Origin of the sequence: Clostridium sp. KNHs214 (assembly GCF_000744935.1) — a bacterium.
Taxonomy (GTDB): domain Bacteria; phylum Bacillota; class Clostridia; order Clostridiales; family Clostridiaceae; genus Haloimpatiens.
The window spans coordinates 1,254,487-1,273,852 of sequence record NZ_JQMW01000011.1 but is presented as its reverse complement, the minus strand read 5'-3'; the positions used below and the strand labels follow the sequence as shown (position 1 = coordinate 1,273,852).

General features: G+C 30.4%; 20 protein-coding genes. 4 read left to right on the top strand and 16 right to left on the bottom strand.

The features are described from left to right. Positions 1–88: 88 nt before the first annotated feature. From CC89_RS14535 to CC89_RS14505, 7 genes are all read right to left on the bottom strand, one after another. Entirely contained in the window at positions 89–865 is a 777-nt protein-coding gene (locus CC89_RS14535; RefSeq protein WP_185750768.1) for a GGDEF domain-containing protein, read from the bottom strand. Positions 866–950: 85 nt separating this feature from the next. Continuing rightward, complete coding sequence (locus CC89_RS14530; RefSeq protein ID WP_035293298.1) at positions 951–1,424, bottom strand: HAD family hydrolase; 474 nt, start codon at positions 1,422–1,424, stop codon at positions 951–953. 4 nt (positions 1,425–1,428) lie between these two features. Continuing rightward, positions 1,429–2,508 (bottom strand): chorismate synthase, encoded by a 1,080-nt coding sequence (gene aroC, locus CC89_RS14525; protein WP_035293296.1) that lies wholly within the window; start codon positions 2,506–2,508, stop codon positions 1,429–1,431. Next, a complete protein-coding gene (aroA, locus tag CC89_RS14520) occupies positions 2,486–4,114 on the bottom strand; it encodes a 3-phosphoshikimate 1-carboxyvinyltransferase (protein WP_035293293.1) in 1,629 nt (542 codons plus the stop codon). Before aroA ends, aroC begins: the two co-directional genes overlap by 23 nt. Positions 4,115–4,143: 29 nt before the next feature. Further along, entirely contained in the window at positions 4,144–4,440 is a 297-nt protein-coding gene (locus CC89_RS14515) for an ArsR/SmtB family transcription factor (RefSeq protein WP_035293290.1), read from the bottom strand. A gap of 190 nt (positions 4,441–4,630) precedes the next feature. Continuing rightward, positions 4,631–5,647, bottom strand: a complete 1,017-nt coding sequence (locus CC89_RS14510; protein ID WP_035293287.1) for a permease — start codon at positions 5,645–5,647, stop codon at positions 4,631–4,633. A 225-nt stretch (positions 5,648–5,872) separates the two neighbouring features. Next, positions 5,873–6,289, bottom strand: a complete 417-nt coding sequence (locus CC89_RS14505; RefSeq protein WP_035293284.1) for an arsenate reductase ArsC — start codon at positions 6,287–6,289, stop codon at positions 5,873–5,875. A gap of 297 nt (positions 6,290–6,586) precedes the next feature. Between CC89_RS14505 and CC89_RS14500 the strand changes: the two genes are divergently transcribed. Beyond that, on the top strand, positions 6,587–7,288 hold the full coding sequence (locus CC89_RS14500; protein WP_051931810.1) for a Fic family protein: 702 nt from the start codon (positions 6,587–6,589) through the stop codon (positions 7,286–7,288). A 347-nt stretch (positions 7,289–7,635) separates the two neighbouring features. On the opposite strand, the gene CC89_RS14495 is transcribed toward CC89_RS14500, so the two are convergent. From CC89_RS14495 to CC89_RS14480, 4 genes are all read right to left on the bottom strand, one after another. Beyond that, positions 7,636–8,232 (bottom strand): KpsF/GutQ family sugar-phosphate isomerase, encoded by a 597-nt coding sequence (locus CC89_RS14495; protein WP_035293281.1) that lies wholly within the window; start codon positions 8,230–8,232, stop codon positions 7,636–7,638. An 11-nt stretch (positions 8,233–8,243) separates the two neighbouring features. Next, positions 8,244–9,425 carry a MalY/PatB family protein gene (locus CC89_RS14490; RefSeq protein WP_035293278.1) on the bottom strand — a complete coding sequence of 394 codons (1,182 nt, stop codon included), beginning with the start codon at positions 9,423–9,425 and terminating at the stop codon, positions 8,244–8,246. A 36-nt stretch (positions 9,426–9,461) separates the two neighbouring features. Then, positions 9,462–11,021, bottom strand: coding sequence for a PTS transporter subunit EIIC (locus CC89_RS14485; RefSeq protein WP_035293277.1), 1,560 nt, complete (start codon positions 11,019–11,021; stop codon positions 9,462–9,464). 116 nt (positions 11,022–11,137) lie between these two features. Beyond that, the gene (locus CC89_RS14480; RefSeq protein WP_035293273.1) at positions 11,138–11,962 is read right to left on the bottom strand and encodes a PRD domain-containing protein; all 825 of its coding nucleotides are present in this window, start codon (positions 11,960–11,962) and stop codon (positions 11,138–11,140) included. Positions 11,963–12,252: 290 nt separating this feature from the next. Here CC89_RS14480 and CC89_RS14475 point away from each other — a divergent pair, with 290 nt between their 5' ends. Next, positions 12,253–12,726, top strand: a complete 474-nt coding sequence (locus CC89_RS14475) for a PTS sugar transporter subunit IIA (RefSeq protein ID WP_035293265.1) — start codon at positions 12,253–12,255, stop codon at positions 12,724–12,726. Positions 12,727–13,164: 438 nt separating this feature from the next. On the opposite strand, the gene CC89_RS14470 is transcribed toward CC89_RS14475, so the two are convergent. From CC89_RS14470 to CC89_RS14460, 3 genes are all read right to left on the bottom strand, one after another. Continuing rightward, positions 13,165–13,527: a VOC family protein gene (locus CC89_RS14470; RefSeq protein ID WP_035293262.1), complete on the bottom strand. Its 363-nt coding sequence runs from the start codon at positions 13,525–13,527 to the stop codon at positions 13,165–13,167. Between the two features lie 123 nt (positions 13,528–13,650). Then, positions 13,651–13,929, bottom strand: a complete 279-nt coding sequence (locus CC89_RS14465; protein ID WP_035293260.1) for a hypothetical protein — start codon at positions 13,927–13,929, stop codon at positions 13,651–13,653. A 188-nt stretch (positions 13,930–14,117) separates the two neighbouring features. Beyond that, a complete protein-coding gene (locus tag CC89_RS14460; RefSeq protein WP_051931808.1) occupies positions 14,118–14,726 on the bottom strand; it encodes a YitT family protein in 609 nt (202 codons plus the stop codon). A gap of 259 nt (positions 14,727–14,985) precedes the next feature. Between CC89_RS14460 and CC89_RS14455 the strand changes: the two genes are divergently transcribed. Next, the gene (locus tag CC89_RS14455; protein WP_035293255.1) at positions 14,986–16,497 is read left to right on the top strand and encodes a phosphohexomutase domain-containing protein; all 1,512 of its coding nucleotides are present in this window, start codon (positions 14,986–14,988) and stop codon (positions 16,495–16,497) included. A 242-nt stretch (positions 16,498–16,739) separates the two neighbouring features. Here the strand turns inward: CC89_RS14455 and CC89_RS14450 are convergent, their stop codons facing one another. Next, positions 16,740–17,381 (bottom strand): transaldolase family protein, encoded by a 642-nt coding sequence (locus CC89_RS14450; protein WP_035293253.1) that lies wholly within the window; start codon positions 17,379–17,381, stop codon positions 16,740–16,742. Positions 17,382–17,616: 235 nt separating this feature from the next. On the opposite strand from CC89_RS14450, the gene CC89_RS14445 reads away from it, so the two are divergent. After that, complete coding sequence (locus CC89_RS14445) at positions 17,617–18,771, top strand: iron-containing alcohol dehydrogenase (RefSeq protein WP_035293251.1); 1,155 nt, start codon at positions 17,617–17,619, stop codon at positions 18,769–18,771. A gap of 73 nt (positions 18,772–18,844) precedes the next feature. Here CC89_RS14445 and CC89_RS14440 read toward each other — a convergent pair whose 3' ends face one another. Further along, positions 18,845–19,330: a PTS sugar transporter subunit IIA gene (locus CC89_RS14440; RefSeq protein ID WP_035293248.1), complete on the bottom strand. Its 486-nt coding sequence runs from the start codon at positions 19,328–19,330 to the stop codon at positions 18,845–18,847. Positions 19,331–19,366 lie beyond the last annotated feature (36 nt).

The window sequence follows — 19,366 nt, the reverse complement described above, 5'->3', positions numbered from 1 at the left end:
TGCAAAATGATTTTTCATTAAAAATAAAGTGATTTTGTAGAAATAATTTGACGTAAATTGTACTATAATTATAGAAATAAACTGACGTTTAAATTAGGAGAAATTTGACGTTTAACACTTCTATGATTTTTCTTATTTTTTCAGCCACTGTATAAGCACCTTGTCCTGTAGTATCGTTCAATACAATAAAAAATTCTTCTCCACCATATCTAGCCACCCAATCGCTGCTGCGTCTAATATTTTCTTTTAAAATATTGGCTACATCCTTTATAATCTTATCACCTATGGAATGACCATATGTGTCGTTAATATTTTTAAAAAAATCTATATCTGCCATTATTATTGATATTGGTTTATTTTCTAGTATATTATTACTCACATCCACAGGCATTCTTTCATTTATATATCTTCTATTATATATTCCTGTCAATTCATCTATTATAGCCAGCTCATTTATATCTCTTATTATATTTTTAAATTTTGTTATGCTCTTTTCCCTATCTTCTGAGAAAAAACCTTTTTCCGTTATATTTTTTAATATTTCAACTACATATTTTTTAGAGTCTACAATTACTGGAGCTGCAGTTATTAAAAATACCTTTTCTTTATTGTATTCAACTTTAAAAAACGTATCTTCTTCATTATATGCCCTCATAGAAATGCAGTTTTCACAATACTTTCCACTTCTCCAAAACTCATAACAATTTTGGCCTTTTGAAACCTCATTTTCGCCTTCTACGTATAAGGTCTTTTTTCCCTTAGGATCTACTATTCTTAAAACATCATATAAATTTTTAATTACAGATAAACTTTCTTTTATATTTTTCACTGCAATAAAAAAAACCTTATTATCACTATGCTTCACAGCTACACCCTCCATTTTTATCTTCTCTAAATACCAATAAAATATACGGTTTCTCAGATATCATCAATCTATTTCTACTTAAATTTTATATTCTCAGCGTAGCTTTAATTCTGTTTGGGTTCAATAAAAGCTCTACAGCATCTACTGAACTATTTACTACTATATCTGCCTCTAGTAATGTTTTTGAATAACATCCCTCACTGCCAAGTATGGCAATAGATAATTCGCTACTTTTAAACATATCTATATCGTTTCTGCCATTACCTACAGCTATAGTGTTATCTGCCCCTAATCTTTCAACTACATTCTTTTTTTCCTCTAGCGCATCTCCCTTTGCGAAAATCTCTATATTAACTGGAAGATCTCTGCACTGCTGTGCCACAGAACCATTAGTATCAGCCGTTAACACATATACATCTAGTCCTAAATCCTTCAAGGCATGAATTCTTTCCCTTATTCCCTCTACTAAAACTCCATCTTTTGCTATGGTTCCGTTAAAATCAAACACTACATTTTTAATCTTCAGTTTTTTATATCCTGGTATATCTAACTTAATCATAATTTTACCCCTCTTTTATCAATTCTAGTATAGCCATAGCCGCTACAGCTTCTATTACTGGCACAGCTCTCTTAACAATACATGGGTCGTGTCTTCCTTCTATCTCTAAAAGGGTGTTTTCCATTTTAGAAATATCCACCGTTCTTTGAGGCTTGCCTATGGATGGGGTTGGCTTCACTGCTACCCTAAATACAATTGGCATGCCGTTTGTTATTCCGCCAAGTATCCCCCCGTTATTATTGCTGTAAGTTTTAATAGTATTTTCTTCTACATAAACCTCATCATTTACCTCTGATGCCTTTAGCTTAGTGATTTCAAAACCCAATCCAAATTCAACTCCCTTTATAGCGGGAATTGAAAACAAAAGCTGTGATAGAGTGCTTTCCACAGAGTTAAAAAAAGGCTCCCCAACTCCAGCCTTAACATTTAAAATAGCACATTCTATTACTCCACCTAGAGAATCTTTTTCTGCCCTAGCCTTTAATATTTCTTCTTCCATGATTTGTTTTTTATTTATATCTATTAGGGGAAACCTTTGAGCTAAAAGACTTTCTATGGTTGCTTTATTTAAATTATCCTCATTAAAATAGTCATCTTCAATATTTTTTATGCTTTTTATGTGACTGCCAATTATTATATTTTGTCTTTTAAGAATCTGCTTTGCTATTGCTCCTGCAAAAACCAGCGGTGCCGTTAATCTTCCAGAAAAATGTCCTCCCCCTCTGTAATCATTAAAACCATTATATCTTATTTTTCCCGTGTAATCAGCATGAGAAGGCCTTATTATTTCTTTAATTTTATCATAATCCTTGCTCTTTTTATTGGTATTTTCTATAAATACACACAAAGGAGTGCCTGTGGTTTTTCCCTTGAAATATCCACTTAGTATTTTAAAACAATCTCCTTCTTTTCTTGTGGTAGAAAGCTTATCTTTGCCTGGAGCTCTCCTTGTCATTTCCCCTTCTATAAAATCCAAATCCAATTCTATACCTGGCTCCAATCCATCTATAACCATGCCAATGCCCTCTCCATGGGATTCTCCAAATATAGAATACTTTATTTTATTTCCCCATATTCCACTCAAGTACATCACCACCTAATTTTTTAAAATCCTCCCAAAAATCTGGATAGGATTTTTCCACAACTTCACTATTTTTTATTATTAAAGGCTCCTGACAAAGGCTAGATGCTATGCCTAAAGCCATAGCTATTCTGTGATCGTTCCAACTTTCAACTTCTCCGCCTTTTAATTTACTGCCTCCGTTTATAATCAAGCCATCCTGAAGCTCTTTAATGTCTCCTCCAATTTTATTTAATTCACAAGCTATAGCATGTAATCTGTCGCATTCCTTTATTCTAACTCTTTGGGCATTTATAATTTTTGTAACTCCATATTTTGCGGTGCCGGCTACTGCAAGAATAGGCACTAAATCTGGTATTTGGGATGCGTCTATAGTCATAGTATCCCTTTGTGAAGTATTTTCAAATGTTTCTTTGATTAATTTTGAAAAATTATTTCTAATAAAATCTGTTTCATCATCAAAAGTTTTGTTTTTTTCATTAATTAATTTTAAATCTGTTTCATCATTAAAAATCCCATTTTTTTTATTAATTAATTTTAAAGTGGACTGAATAAAGCTTTCATTTATAGTTAAATTCCCGCCCATCTTTCTTATAACATTCAATATTTCTTTATCTCCCTGAAGAGAATTTATATCTAAATTTTCGCATTTAATACCTTCTCCCAGTAGGCCTCCTATAAGCCAAAAAGCAGCTTGAGAAAAGTCACCTTCTACTTTGTATTTTCTACTTTTATACTTCTGATTTCCCTTTATATAAAATTCCTTGTAACCATTGTTATCTATTTCTATCCCAAACTTTTTTAACATGTCTATGGTCAAATCCACATAAGGCTTGGATTCTAAATTAGATGTTATGATTATTTTTGAATCTCTATCTAACAGTGGAAGTGCAAACATTAAACCTGTAATAAACTGAGAGCTTATATTTCCTTTAACGTAAAAATCTCCAGATCTTAGCTTTCCTTTTATACTTAAGGGCAGTTTTCCATTATTGTTTTTATAAAATATATTTTGCTTATTAAAAATACTGTAGTACTCATCTAAAGGTCTTTCTGGAAGTTTTCCTCTTCCAATGAAAGTAACTTCATCTTCCCCTTGAAGCAAAGCTATTGGGGTTAAAAATCTAAGAGTAGACCCAGATTCTATACAATCTATAATTTCATTTTGTATTTTTATATTGCTAGTTCCTTTTATTTTTAAAGTTACTTTTCTCGCATCATTTATATATTCCATTGAAACTTCTTTGCTTATATTTTCCTTTTCAACATCGCTATTTACATATTGAACTTCATTTTTATTATTTATTTCTTTTAATTCAATTTTACTATCTATCTTTTCCACTTCATTTTTATTATTTATCTTCTCTGTATTCACTTTATTATTTGCATTTTTGGTTTCAATTTCATTATTTATCTCTTCTATCTTAACTCCAAAATTCTCCATTCCTTCTATGGTTGCCAATATATCTTTGGAATACTCTATGTTCTCTATAATACTTTCCCCATATGCAAGCCCTGCAGCTATTATAGCTCTATGTGCTAGGCTTTTAGAAGGCGGGATTTCTATAGTTCCTTTTAACTTTTTAGGGATAATTTTAACACTAGACATAACATCATCCTTTACCAACTCATTATTTACTACTTAGTTGCATTATCTAAAAGCTTTTGAACGTATTTCTCCACACTTTGTAATATATCCTTTATATCGTCGCTGTACAAACTATAATGCGTCTCCAGCCCAACCTTTTCACTTTTTAATATTCCCGCATCTTTTAAAATCCTAAGATGCTGGGAAAGATTTGCTTGGCTAAAATCAAATTCCTCATTTAGTTTGCAAACACATTTAGGACCCTTATAAAGAAATTTTATTATTTTATATCTAACTGGATGTGCCATAGCTTTAAGCACATTTATTGTAAAATCATCAAAATTCAAATCTATATCCTCCTTTTAAAATCCTTTCAAAATCAGCATAAAATTAAGTTTTGTATTTAGTATAGGCCACTTACTATATCATTTCAATATGGATTTTATTTGAAATTCTTATTGATGAAAAAAGGACCCTTAGTAGGCCCCATTAAAATTACAAATATTTTTATTTCTTCTGCTGATGGAACTCCATTATTTACACAAAAATATATGAGTATATATTAAATGAATATCCTATTATTATTATTCCTATGGCAACTATTGTTACAAACACATACAATAACTTGCGCTTTACAACTTTGCTAAGCATAATCATTGATGGTAGAGAAAGTGCTGTTACAGCCATCATAAATGATAATATAGTTCCTATACCTACGCCTTTGGCAAACAATGCTTCTGCTATTGGAATAGTTCCAAATATATCTGCATACATTGGAATTCCAACCACTGTGGCAAGTATTACTGCGAATGGATTTTTACTACCAACTACATTTTCTATTACAGATTGAGGTATCCAGTTGTGAATTGCAGCTCCAATACCTACCCCTATAAAAACATATAACCAAACTTTATGAATTATATCCGAAACTTGCCCTTTAGCATAAGATATTCTTTCTTTGCGGTTTAATTCAACTACTTCAGCATCTACATTCCCTATTTCTTTAACATAACCCTCTATATACTCTTCCATCCCTAATTTATCAATAATTGTTCCACCAACCACTGCAAGTACAAGTCCCACCACTACATATGCTATGGCTATTTTAGCTCCAAAGAATGACATAAGTATCATAAATGACCCTAAATCCACTAATGGTGACGATATTAAAAATGAAAAAGTTATTCCAAGAGGGAGCCCTGCCGATGTAAAACCTATAAATATAGGTATACTAGAGCAGCTACAAAATGGGGTTATAGTTCCAAGAAGCGCTCCCAATATATTTCCCTTGATTCCTTTAATATTCCCCAATATTTTCTTTGTTCTCTCTGGTGGAAAATAACTTTGGATATAAGATATTATAAATATTAAAACCGAAAGCAGTATGAAAATTTTTATGGTATCATATATAAAAAAGTGTATGCTGCCACCTAGTCTTTCCTTAATTGACAATCCAAATACCTTCTCCACAAGCAATCTTACAAGCTCATAAAGCCAAGTCATTTTCAAAAGTTGAGCGTTAAGAAAACTAAATATTTGACCTATTATTCCCATAAAAAAACCTCCTTTTTAGCATAAAAACATGCTCCTTATAATATTTTTAGACCTACACATATAGAATTCTTCATTCTGATTTGAATCGTAAATTTCATTTGTATAAATATATAATCACATAACTATATAACTAAATACTTATATAGTTATAATACTTCTAAGTTAGTTTTCTGTCAATACTTTATCGATTTTTAATAATAATATTTTTATTTAATCCAAACAATGCTATAGCCACTGCTTTATTTCATCATTTTTAATTCTATTTGCTAAATCCTTAATTTTTTCTTCAATAATTTTTGCCGTTTTAATGAACTCTTCATCACTCTTACCCGTTGGATCCTCTAATCCCCAATCCTCTGTATGTTTTGCTGGTAAAAATGGACAAACAACATTACATCCCATTTTTATAGCAATATCAACTGATGGTATGTCCGTAAGTAGTTTTGAAAATTGAGTTTGATTCATATCTATTCCGTATAGTTTTTTTATTATTCTTACAGCGTCCTGATTAATTAAGGGTTTTGTTTCTGTACCTGCAGAATACGACTGAAAAACATCCGAAGCAAATAACTTTCCTAATGCCTCTGCTATTTGAGATCTGCAAGAATTGTGAACACATATAAAAGCTACTTTTGGTTTCATAATAATTCATCTCCCTTTATATTATTTGTATCAATTCTAATGTTATTACATACATATGCTTTATCCACTTATGGTCTTATGCTATTTTTTCTTTTTTTTCATTTATACTATACCATATTTTTTATATATCACAACTTTATTATTTAAGTTAAACTTACATAACATTTCAGTGTAATGCTAAAATAATATTTATTGAATTAATAAGACAATATGGTAAATGATAACTATTGAATAATGTTGGAAGTATTATATGTAGTGATATATAATATATATAATAAATATAGGGAGTGGATTAAATTGGATAAATTTATAAAGAATATAAAAGCATTCAAGGATGTAAAAAACTCAATTTACTATAAACTTAGACATGAGTTCTTATATCATTCAAATAAAATAGAAGGAAGTACCTTTACTACAGAATCCCTTGCACTTTTACTTGATAAAAACGTAGTTGAAGGAAAGCATACCCTAGATGATATTCAAGAAACAGTAAACTCTTCCTACGTGTTTGATTACATTATAGAAACTATTGGTAAAAAACTTGATATGAAATACATAAAATATTTACATAGCATGCTAAAGCACAATACAACAGATTATGAACGAGGTTTCTCCGGTGTATTCAAAAAAATACCTAATACTATTTTGGGTACCAATCTGAAGTTAGCCCCACCTTATGAAGTTGAGTATAAATTAGAAAATCTTATATCATGGTATTATGAAAATAACGAAATAAATTTAGATATCATAGCAAAATTCCACTTTATATTTGAAACCATTCATCCATTCCAAGATGGCAACGGAAGAGTAGAGCGGTTTTTAATATTAAAGCAATTACTTGAAAACAATTTACCTTTATTTATAATATCCTGGGATACAGAAGACTTGTACAGGAATGCTCTTTCAAAATGTTCTAAGAAAAACTACAAGCCTCTAGTTGAATATTTAAATTCTCTTGATGATTTTAAGGAAGTGAATAGACCTTTATGGGATTTTTAAACTTTTTTCTATATATTTAAAATCACTATATATGAACTACCACCCATATAAGCAACGGAGTTTTTTAAAATTTTCTATAAGGTACATGAACATAAATAACAAGTAAGTATGCTATTTTATTTTGCATCATACCTGTTCAACAAAACCCACCGATAGTCCTGCTATCCACTTAACCTAATTCTTTGTCTGAAACAAAATATACCCGCATCTTTGACTTGTTATTTCTTTTTATATACCTTATTAATCTAAAAATAACTACATAAAAGGGATTCACATAAAATCCATGATTTTGTGTGAATCCCTTTACTTATGTTTTTCTACTCTAAAGATTAAATACTGAAATCAATCTACATTCCTTTATTTTCCAAAGACTTGCCCAAACTTCCACCTGGGTGGAACTTATGAAAATCATCTTTTGTAAAGTTTTTAGCTTCTGAAACTGCACACGCTATAGCATCACCAATTACTAATGCTACTGTGGTTGAAGATGTTGGAGCTAAATTATTTCCGTCAGCCTCAATTGGTTTATCGTATATTAATTTATAATCACATTCTTTTGCTAATATAGAATCTTTATTTCCTGTGAATGCAATCGTTTTACTACCTATTTTACGAACATAAGGAATTACATTAACAACTTCACTTGTATTTCCACTATTAGATATTAAAATTAAAATATCTCTTTCTTCTATCATTCCTAAGTCTCCATGTACACTTTCTGTAGCATGTACAAAGAAACTTGGAATTCCTAAACTAGCAAAAGACGCTGCTAACTTTTTTCCAATATGTCCAGACTTCCCAACCCCTAGGAATATCACTTTTCCTCTACAGTTAAAAATTATTTCTGCTACTTCATTATATTCTTCTTTAAAATTACATATCAAATTTTCGATTGCCTCAGACTCACGTTTCATTGTTTTTATTATATTTTGCTTAAAATCCATAAATTCATCTCCTATCTTGTATTTTTTAGATATTGAATTGTTTTGTAAACTCTGTCCAATCCGTCCCTTACCTTATCAAGTGATGAACCCACATTGAATCTTAAGTAATATTCTCCGTCTTCCCCATAAGTACTTCCTGGCATAATTGCTACTTTTCCAACATGAATTAAAGCATCTTGAAATTCTTTACTACTTACATTTAGCTTTTTAAAATCTATCCATGCAAAATAACAGCCATCTGGCATTTTCATAGTCAATTCAGGTATATTTTTTTCTAAATATTCCTTTACAAATTTTAAATTTCTATATAGATGTTCTAGAAGCTCATCTACCCAATATTCACATTCGTCATAAGCTGTAATTGTAGCTAACACACTTAAAATAGCTGGGGAATTCACGAAATCTCTATATCGTGTGATAGTCTCAAATTTTTGTTGTATATCTTCTTCTGGTATGATTATATACGATCCAGTTAACGCTGCAGTATTAAACGTCTTAGATGGCGAACTACAAATTACAATATGAATATCTTTTGTATCTGTTATCTTTAAAATAGGTGTCATTTTTTTATGATAGTCAATATCCATGTGTATATCATCAGATATTATATGCACATTATATTTTCTACAAATATCTACCATCTTTACTAAATCATTTTCGCTCCATACTTTTCCAACCGGATTGTGTGGATTACATAATATAAAAACTTTTGATTCCTTACACTTATTCTCAAAATCTTTAAAATCTATTGAATATGATGAATCATTATTTATTAGTGAAGATAGAACTAATTTACGATTGTTATTTTTAACAACATCGAAAAAAGCATTATATGAAGGTGTCAATAACAATACTCCATCGCCTTCCTCACTAAATAACTCTAAGCACTTACTTACAGAATAAATTACACTTGGACTATAGTAAATCCACTGAGAATTTATTTCAGTTTCGAATCTACGATGATACCATCCACAGATAGAGCCTCTGAAGTCCTCATGTTTCCATCTGCTGTATCCCAAAACCCTATGCTCCAAACGCTTTGTTAATGATTTTGAAATCTCCTCTGGGTATTCCAAGTCCATATCAGAAATTGTGAATGGAAGTAAATGCTTTTCATTAAACCTATCTTCAACATAATCCCATTGAGTACAATAGGTATTTGTCCTATCTAATTTTTTATTAAAATCAACCATACTTACACCCCATTCATTGTCAATAATAAATATTTTCTACATCTCCATTGCTTTACTAATTTGTTTCCTTAGTGCGTAAACTTGAGTTCCTATAATAACTTGAATTGAATGTTCATCAAGATGAACCACTGCTATTCCGCCAGCTGCCTTAACTTTATCTTCATTGACTAATGACACGTCCTTCAATTCTAATCTTAATCTAGTTACACAGTTATCCATAGAGATAATATTTTCTTTTCCACCTAAAGCTTCAAGCATTTGCTGTCCTTTATAGGTTGATAGGTTTTTCAAATCGTTTGATCCATTTTCTTCTACACTAACTGGTTCATCTTCTCTACCTGGAGTTTTAATATTAAATTTAACTATTGCCCATTTGAATAAGAAATAGTAAAGCGCCATATAGAATGCTGCAAATAGTACTGCAATAGGCCATCCTGTTCTAACACCTCTTAATACTCCAAAGCTAAAGAACTGAATTATATCTCCTGTGAATCCCATACGTACACCTAAATAAGGAAGAACCATATTTGCAAAACCATTTAAGAATGTGTGTACTAAGAATAATGGCCAGCAGGCGAATAAAAATAAGAATTCTAATGGTTCACTTATTCCACCAACTACTATAGTCAATGCACCAGAGATAAGTAATCCTTTTATTGCCTTACGTCTTTCTGGTTTTGCACAACGATACATTGCTAATGCTGCACCAACTAAACCATACTGTATCATTAATTTACCTTGCTCCATTTTACCTGCAAGATCTAAAGGAATAACCTCGTTATTTGCTACATAAGCCATAAACATATTTAATGTTCCGTAGTACTCTTGACCGTTAATAATTGCTGTACCACCTACAGGAGTAAACCTAAATGTTGATGTTACTAAGTGATTTAGTCCAAATGGTATTGTTAAACGTTCTGCTGCTGCATATAGAAAATATCCAATTGGTCCTGAAGATGATATCCATTGACCTAAAGTTTTTATAGCATAGAAGAATGGAGGCCATACAAATGGTACTATTAAACCAACTCCGCCCATAACAAATAACATTGCAATAGGTACTAAACGGGGACCACTATAGAATCCTAATGATTCAGGAAGTTTTAAATTACTAATTTTATGATATAAAGCATATACGATTAGTCCTGTGATGATACCTCCTAATACACTAGTGTTATAAGTCTGAATTCCCAAAATAGTTGCTTGACCAAATTCTTGCATTTTATCTACTGGTGCTAGTTTTCCTGCTATGGTTAAATAAAAATTAGTACCTAAATGCATTGCCATGAATCCGACAAAACCAGAAAATGCACCAAATTCTTTTTCTTCTTTTAATAATCCTAGAGGTATAGCCATTGCAAACATCATACCTAAATTATTAAATGCAAAAGCACCCATACTTAATAAAAACTTAAAGAAAGTATTCACTACTGGGTTACCTAAAAATGGAACCATTTCAATCATTTTAGCATCAGTTAGCCCCGCTCCCAAACCTAGCATCATACCTGAAACACTTAATAATGCTATTGGGAACATAAAGGTTTTACCTAGCATCTGGAAGAATTGCCAACCTGTTCTTTTACCTTTGTTTTTCATATTTTTTCTCCTTTCTTGTTTAAAAAAATAAAATATATTTTTAAAAAATAAAGACCTAAATCGAAATGGTATGCTTATACCATTTGATCTAGGTCTTGCCTTCTTCAGTAACAATCCTAAGCGATAACTTTTATGATATGAATCATTACATAAAATATTTCTTGTTTAGACAATTCATATCCATAATTATCAAATATGAAATTTTTTATTCTTTCTATACATTGTTTCATATTTTTATTTTTGTGTAAAGCAAATTCATAGAATTTTTCATCTATAGAAATGTCTTTAATTAACTCATTACTTATAATTCGTTTTGCTAAGTACTTCAAATGGGTATTTAAACGTATATAATCATCTTTGTTAAAAGATAGTACAAAACTTGTTTCAATTATATTTAAAATTCCCTTAGTTATATTAATAATTTCTTCAGCTACCCCATTATTTCCTTCAGTGGATGAATTTACAATATGCATTGCAATATATCCTGCTTCATCTTTGGAAAATTTCACTCCAGTTTTTTCCTCAATATAATCAATGGCCCATAACCCTATTTCATATTCTTGTTTATAAAGGGTTTGTATTTCTGGAAGCAATAAATTAGGAATTTTTATATTTTTCTTCTCTCTCTCAATAGCAAATGAGATATGGTCAGTTAATGCAATAACCATCTGACTTCCTAATTTGGGTCCTACAACTTTTAAAGCTTTCTCATAGATTTTATGAGAAATTTCTAAATATTCTAACGAAATCTTTTGTAACATTGGATTTTTCTTATATTTATCGGAAGTGTCAATGATATACTTTTTTTCAATCTTCTTTTCATCAATAGCATCTCCAGCTCTCTTTTGAAACCCAATACCTGAACCTGTTACAACCATTTCGGTCTTATCTTTAGTAACAGTAGCCACAATATTATTATTAAAAACTTTAATAATTTTCATATTGACCCTCCATAAATGAAAAGCTAATATAACTTATCACTTATTTTTTACATATGTTTCTAAACAACTAGTAATATTTTGTAGCATTTTGTATTATATTTCTCATTATATTTATGTTTTTCTTTTTTGTCAACGTTTAAATGACATATTTTTTATTATTTTATTTACAAAAAATACACTTTTTTGTGTTGACATTTGAAGATTTACAATATAAAATACTTGTAACGTGTTACTTTCAGTAGGCATGAGTTTTTACATACTCATGCCTTTTTTGATTAGGAGGAAAAATCATGTTTAACTTGTTTAAAAAGTCAAAAGAAATAAAATCACCAATTAGTGGTAAAGTAGTTTCTCTAGAAAATGTGCCTGATGAAGTATTTTCAAAAAAATTAATGGGCGATGGTGTAGCTATAGTACCCACCGGTGAAACATTATATACTCCAACAAATGCATTAATCGAATTAGTTGCAGAAACAAAACATGCAATTGGTTTTAAAACAGATGATGGTATGGAAATATTGATTCACGTTGGATTAGATACTGTGAATTTGAAAGGTGAAGGATTTACTTCATTAGTTACTGCTGGACAAAAGGTTACTGCTGGAACACCTATTTTAAAAATAGACAGAAATTTCATGCAACAAAAAGGTATTAATTTAATTACCCCAATTATTATTACAAATTCAAACGAAATGACACTTTCTTTTAATAATATTGATAACGATGTACGGTCAAACGAAGATACTATCATTCTTTATAAATAATTAAAATTTGAGACGTTCTATCTCATTTTTGATGTACGCAAATTTAAGGTAAATGCCTTACTATAAAACATCTTTTATAATTTAAAAAGTTATCAAAGTAGTTTTTGCCAATAGCTCCAAGTGGAAAAGCTACTTAAACATAAGAGTAGAGGCAGTGCTAATGAAACTTTAGATAAAAACAACAGACCACATATATTAAAGTATATGCCTCTTTAGCTATGTGGTTTTGTTTTATTGCATTTATCTTATTCCACAATTGAATGTGCCATAATTATTCAATGTTTTCATTCTTAATTTTACTTAATTAAATTCACTTGTATATCTAAATCATTATGTGCTGGTAATATCTTTGTTATTTCTTTCAAACTACTAATTTTATCAATAGATTGTTTAAAAAGTATAGAATCTCTACTTAGATAAAATGCATATAAGGTTTTCTTATGAAATTCTACAATAAACTTCTATGTCATTTCCTTCAGTATCCTTAAACTCTAACACTAAATTATCATTAATTTTTGTTAGAGGAAAAACAATTTTTGCATTTAGTGTCTCTAACCTATCCATTAGTTTACTCATATCATTAACCTCAAAACTTGGCAAGCAATTATCTCCCCAATTAACTTTTTCTTGTACTTTGCTATTATTAAATAGGCAAAATCTAAAACCATCAATATTAAAAATACTAAATATTTCATCCCTTTTTTCAACAGATTGCTCTAGTAATTTCTCATAAAAATCAATTGCTCTATTCATGTCTTTAACACAAATATATAATGAATTCAACGTAAAATTTAGTTCCATATAAATCACCCCTTCAATACTTTTTTATAATTATAATTTTAACCTTCGCAATTATAAAATTACAATTTAAAATTGAAAATGAATGATAAAACCTCTTTATTCATCTAATAAAGTCCATCGTTTCTAATCCTTTGCTTGTTTAATCAAGTTTATAGATATCTTTATTTTTATCAGTATATTTATTATTAAAGCTACAATTAAAGTACATGACCAAAATGTCACAAATCTAGGTTCATTAACATTATTTAAATTAAACCAAAGGGTGATAAATAAAGCTAATAAGGCAAATATAGTTATGCAATCAGTAAAAAAAATGATTTTAAGCTTTTTCCCCTTATTTACCAATACATATAGTATTGTACTTAACAATAATATTATTAGCCACATAAATGCACTACTCATTGAAATTCCCCCTAAAATAATTATTAGTATAATTATAACATTAATGTATTTTTTTTAATAATGTAAATAGAAGAAATATCTTTAACAAATTAGTAATAACAGAAAAATTTCTCACTCCTAAGCCTAAAAACAAAAAGTCAAAAAAATAAAAACGCACCTCTACCATAAAGTGCGTTAATGCCAAAAAACTACTTTCTTGAAAACTTCTTTAACATAAAATCAATGGTCTTTATTATTACTAATAGAGATATCATTGAGTAAATGGCATTTTTAAAATCATGACTTACAATTCCCGAACTTATTACTACAAGTCCATCTAGCATAAATAAAAAAACAGGTATCTTTATCCTTGGAACCATTTTATTTAATAGAGATGCTGCTAAATCAGTTCCACCTGTTGTACAGTTTCTAATCAATGCAATTCCTATTCCTGTCCCTACAAGAAATCCTCCTAATATTGCTGACAGAATTATATTATCAAACAAATTTATCTCCGGGATTACTCTAATAAACAATGGACTTACAATAGTAACATATAATGTCTTTATACCAAATGACTTACCTAAAGCCTTTATTCCTAAAACAAGAAGTGGTATGCTTACTCCAAAATAAACAAAATCTATTGGAATTCCAAGAAGCTTATTCATTACTACTGAAAATCCCGTTATTCCTCCTGGAGCCAATGTATATCTTTTTAAAAATATATTTACAGAAAGGGCCATTAAAAACCCTCCTATAGTTATTAAAAAATAATCCTTAAAAATTTCTGATTTGTCTCTTGATATATGATTTTCCATGGTCATTCTCCTTTTCTGCATCTTTCATAGTTTTTATTATAATAACTAGTAATATCCTTTACAAGGCTGTACGTTGTATATAAATTACCCTTATATTGTGGTAGTTTTTTAACAACCTAAACCCGTTGAGTACACTGAGTTTAGCCCCATAGTTACAGGTTACCATTTCAATAGGGAAATATTATTATAACTGCACACGTGAATGAATATTATAATTTAAGAAAGTCATACCAAATATTTAATTATAAGAGGTGATTTGATGAAAGGCGATTTTTTATCACTACAAAACGGTAACGATGTAAGAGGCATCGCCCTTGAAGGAATGGAAGGAGAAAAGATTAATTTAACCCCCTATCATACAACACTAATAGGCTTAAGCTTTGTAAATTGGCTAAAAGAAAAAACAGGTAAGACTTTGTTAAATATAGCTATTGGAAACGACAGTAGATTGTCTGCATATTCATTAAAAAGAGGTATTATTGATGGTATATGCTTAACTAACTCATCAATATTAGATTGTGGACTTGCTTCAACACCTGCTATGTTCATGAGTACTATAATAGATGAAATCAAAGCTGATGGTGCTATAATGATTACTGCTTCACATCTTCCATATAATAGAAACGGTCTTAAATTTTTCACAAAGAATGGCGCTCTTGAAAAAGAAGATGTAAAAGAAATACTGACACTTGCAGAGGAATATGCAACTTCAGAATATGCATCAAGGGAAATAATAAATTGTGATACACTTATAGGTAAAGTTAACCTTATGGATGCCTATTCTAAAATACTTGTAGAAAAAATAAGATTGGCAACAGAAGATGAGAAGCCTTTACTTAACACAAAGATTGTGGTTGATGCTGGAAATGGCTCAGGAGGTTTCTTCGTTGAAAAGGTACTTGTACCTCTTGGAGCGGATGTAACTGGAAGCCAATTTTTAAATCCAGATGGAACATTTCCAAACCATATCCCAAACCCAGAGGATAAGGATGCAATGCTATCAATTAAAAAGTGTGTTCTTCATAATAAAGCTGATCTTGGTATAATATTCGATACTGACGTGGACAGAGCTGCTATTGTTGATTCGAATGGAGAAATAATAAATAGAAACAGGCTTATAGCACTTATATCTAACATAGTCCTTAAAGAATATCCAGGAACAACAATAGTTACAGATTCAGTTACCTCAGATGAGTTATCTCTATATATTGAATCCATTGGCGGAACCCATCATAGATTCAAAAGAGGATACAAGAATGTTATAAATGAGTCAATAAGATTAAATAAGACCGGTGAGGAATCTCATCTTGCAATTGAAACAAGTGGTCATGCTGCACTAAAAGAAAATTATTTTCTTGATGATGGAGCATATTTAATAGTGAAAATTCTAATTACTATGGCTCAACTTAGAAAGGAAAATAAGTCTCTTCACAGTCTTATAGACTCCCTAGAAGAACCAATTTCTTCAAAGGAAATAAGAATTAAAATAGAGGAAAATAATTTTATTGAATATGGCACAAAAGTACTTGATGCCTTTAAAGAGTTTGTAACTAATACCTCAGGCTGGAGCATTGCTCCAAACAGTTATGAGGGAGTTCGTGTAAATTGCAGCAACAGTGATGAATCAGGATGGTGCCTTATAAGAATGTCCCTTCATGACCCTGTACTTCCAATTAATATTGAATCCAAGCTTAAAACTGGCTCAGATAAAATATTTGAAAAAATCCAGATGTTTTTAAGTAGATTTAATAAACTAAAATTAAACTTATAAATATATAAACTGTAAACCATAAACGTATAAAAACGGGGCTGCCGCATTAAATAATTTACATACAATATACTGTCTTAAAAATTTAAATCTAGTACAATATATTGTAGTATTTATTTTTAGTGCCACAGCTCCGTCTTTACATATAATTTCTTATGGGTTTTTATTTTAAGCGTTTTGTGCAATGGTAACATAGTAATATTAAAATATATAACTTCTTATGCTTACAAAATTATAGAACTTCCTTATACTTCTAGCTTTTCCCAAGCTTTAGTAAAGTCTGCTGCACCTTCTTCAGTCAAACTGTTATAACACACCTTATTTAACATGTCATATGGGATTGCTGCATAATCAGCTCCACACCTAGCAGCTTCTTCTACATGATAAGGATTTTTAATGCTTGCTGCTACAATTTTAGTCTTATATTCCTTTTCCTTTGTTATGCTGCAAATACATTTAAGAGTTTTTAAGCCATCCACTCCTATATTTTCATTTCTACCAATAAAGAAGAATATATAGTCCGCTCCTGCTTCAATTGCTAACATTGCTTGACTTACTGAAAATACAAGTGTCATAGCAGTTTTTATACCCATTTTATTAAGCTTTTTAACGAATTCTAATCCCCTTGAAGAAAAATTGACCTTAATAACTATATCCTTAGATATTTCAGTTATTCTTTCTGCATCCTTAAGCATTTTATCTATGCTATTTTCCATAACCTCAGCAGTTACAATTCCAGCAGTACATTTTCTTATGTGCTGTATAAAAGAATAGAAATTGACCTTTTCTTTAACATACATAGGCGGATTTGCTGTAACTCCAGCTACCCCCATTTTTATTGCCTCATTTATTTGGTCTATATTTGCTGAATCAATTAAAAATCTCATTTATATCATCTCCTAGAATATTTTCAAAATATACAATATGTCCCTATCTATAATATTAACGCCTTACATATGCTTTTCTTATAGTTTTATTTCCTTATTAAAACGGTAATTAATAAAGAAATCCTTTTATTTTTTACCACATATATGTGTAAATTTTTATTTTATATACCCCATTAAAATTAATGTATTATAGATTTATAAGATAAAGTATATAATGCAATGGAGGTAATTCAGTATGAATTTTAATTTTTATCAACCAAGCAAAATTCACTTTGGAGAAGGAAGAATTAATGAACTTGGCTCCACAGTAAAAAAATACGGTAACAGGTGTCTTCTAGTTACAACGCCAATGGAACCACCTCTAGACGGACTTTTCAATAGAGTAATTGATATATTGTCAAAATCTGATATAGAAGTAACACATTTTGATGAAGTAGTTCCAAACCCTTCAGTTGAGGTCATAGAAAAGGGATTTAAACTTGCAAATGAAAATAATGTTGAAGTTGTTGTAGCTGTTGGTGGCGGTTCTTCTATAGACACTGCAAAAATGATTGCTTTAACAAATGGCCTTGAAACCATAGATTGGGAGTATGTATTTAAAACTTATACAAGCCCTTTTGAACACTATGCTCCTCTATCACCTAAAGGATTGCCACTAGTAGCTGTTTCAACAACATCAGGTACAGGAAGTCAAGTAACTCAAGCCGCAGTTATATCTCAAGGTGATGCAAAAAATACAGTATTTCACCCAGATAACTTTACTAAAGAGTGTATAATAGACCCAGAGCTTATGGTAACACTCCCTCCAAGAATTACAGCTTCAACTGGTTTTGATGCTTTTAGCCATGCCTTTGAAAGCTATATAAACCCTAGAGCCTCAAGATTTACAGAAATAATAGCTCTTGAAGCTATGGAGCTTGTTTGTAATAACCTTTCAAAAGTTCTGTTAGATGGTAAGAATATGGAATATAGAAGCAGCCTTGCAATGGCAGACACATTAGCTGGTACAAGTCTTGCTAATTCAGGAGCAGCAGCACCTCATCCACTTGGAGAGATAATAGGAGGAGTAGCACATATACCACACGGAGAAACCTTGGCAATTGTATTCCCTGCATTCATAAAACAACAATGGAAAAATAATATAGAAAAGTTTGCAAAGGTTGCTCATATATTTAACCCAAGCCTAAAGGAATCAACTGAAGAAATAGCTGCTGAAAAACTTTACGATGAAATAATTAAATTCCTTGAAACTATTAATCTCCGTGTTACACTAAGAGATTTTAAAGTAACAGATGAACAATTAAACACAATTTTAAATTGTCCTGTTCTTGGATATTTACCTTTTGGTTCAAAAGAAGACCTACAAAATATAATTAAAGAATCATTTTAATCATTGATATTTAAAATGCCGTGCAATGGATTAACAGAGTTTTTCTCCTTTCTCCACTGCACGGCACTTATGCTTAATTATTGACTTCTAGAGTGATTATATCACCCATTTCAACATTTCCTTTTTGGGTCAATTCAATTTCTTTTCCATTTAAGTTTGTTATGACTACAGGACAAACTATTGAAGGAACCTTAGTTTTTACACTATCAACATCTACACTAAGTATTGGCTCTCCTTTTTTTATAGTCTGATTTTCAGCCACAAGTACTTCAAAACCCTCACCCTTTAATGACACTGTATCCAAACCAAAATGAAGTAATATCTCTAATCCATTATCTGCTATTATTCCAATTGCATGCTTGGTTGGAAAAATCATTTGTACTTTACCATCAACTGGTGAAACAACACTTCCGTTAGCAGGGTCAATGGCAAATCCATCTCCCATCATTTTACCTGAAAAGGCTGGATCTGGTACCTCTGTAATGCTTAATAATCTACCCTTCATAGGTGCAACAAATTCATATTTCTCTTTATTCTTTTTAAATAAATTTTTAAACACAATGCTCACCCCGTAATAAATTTAATAAACTGCATA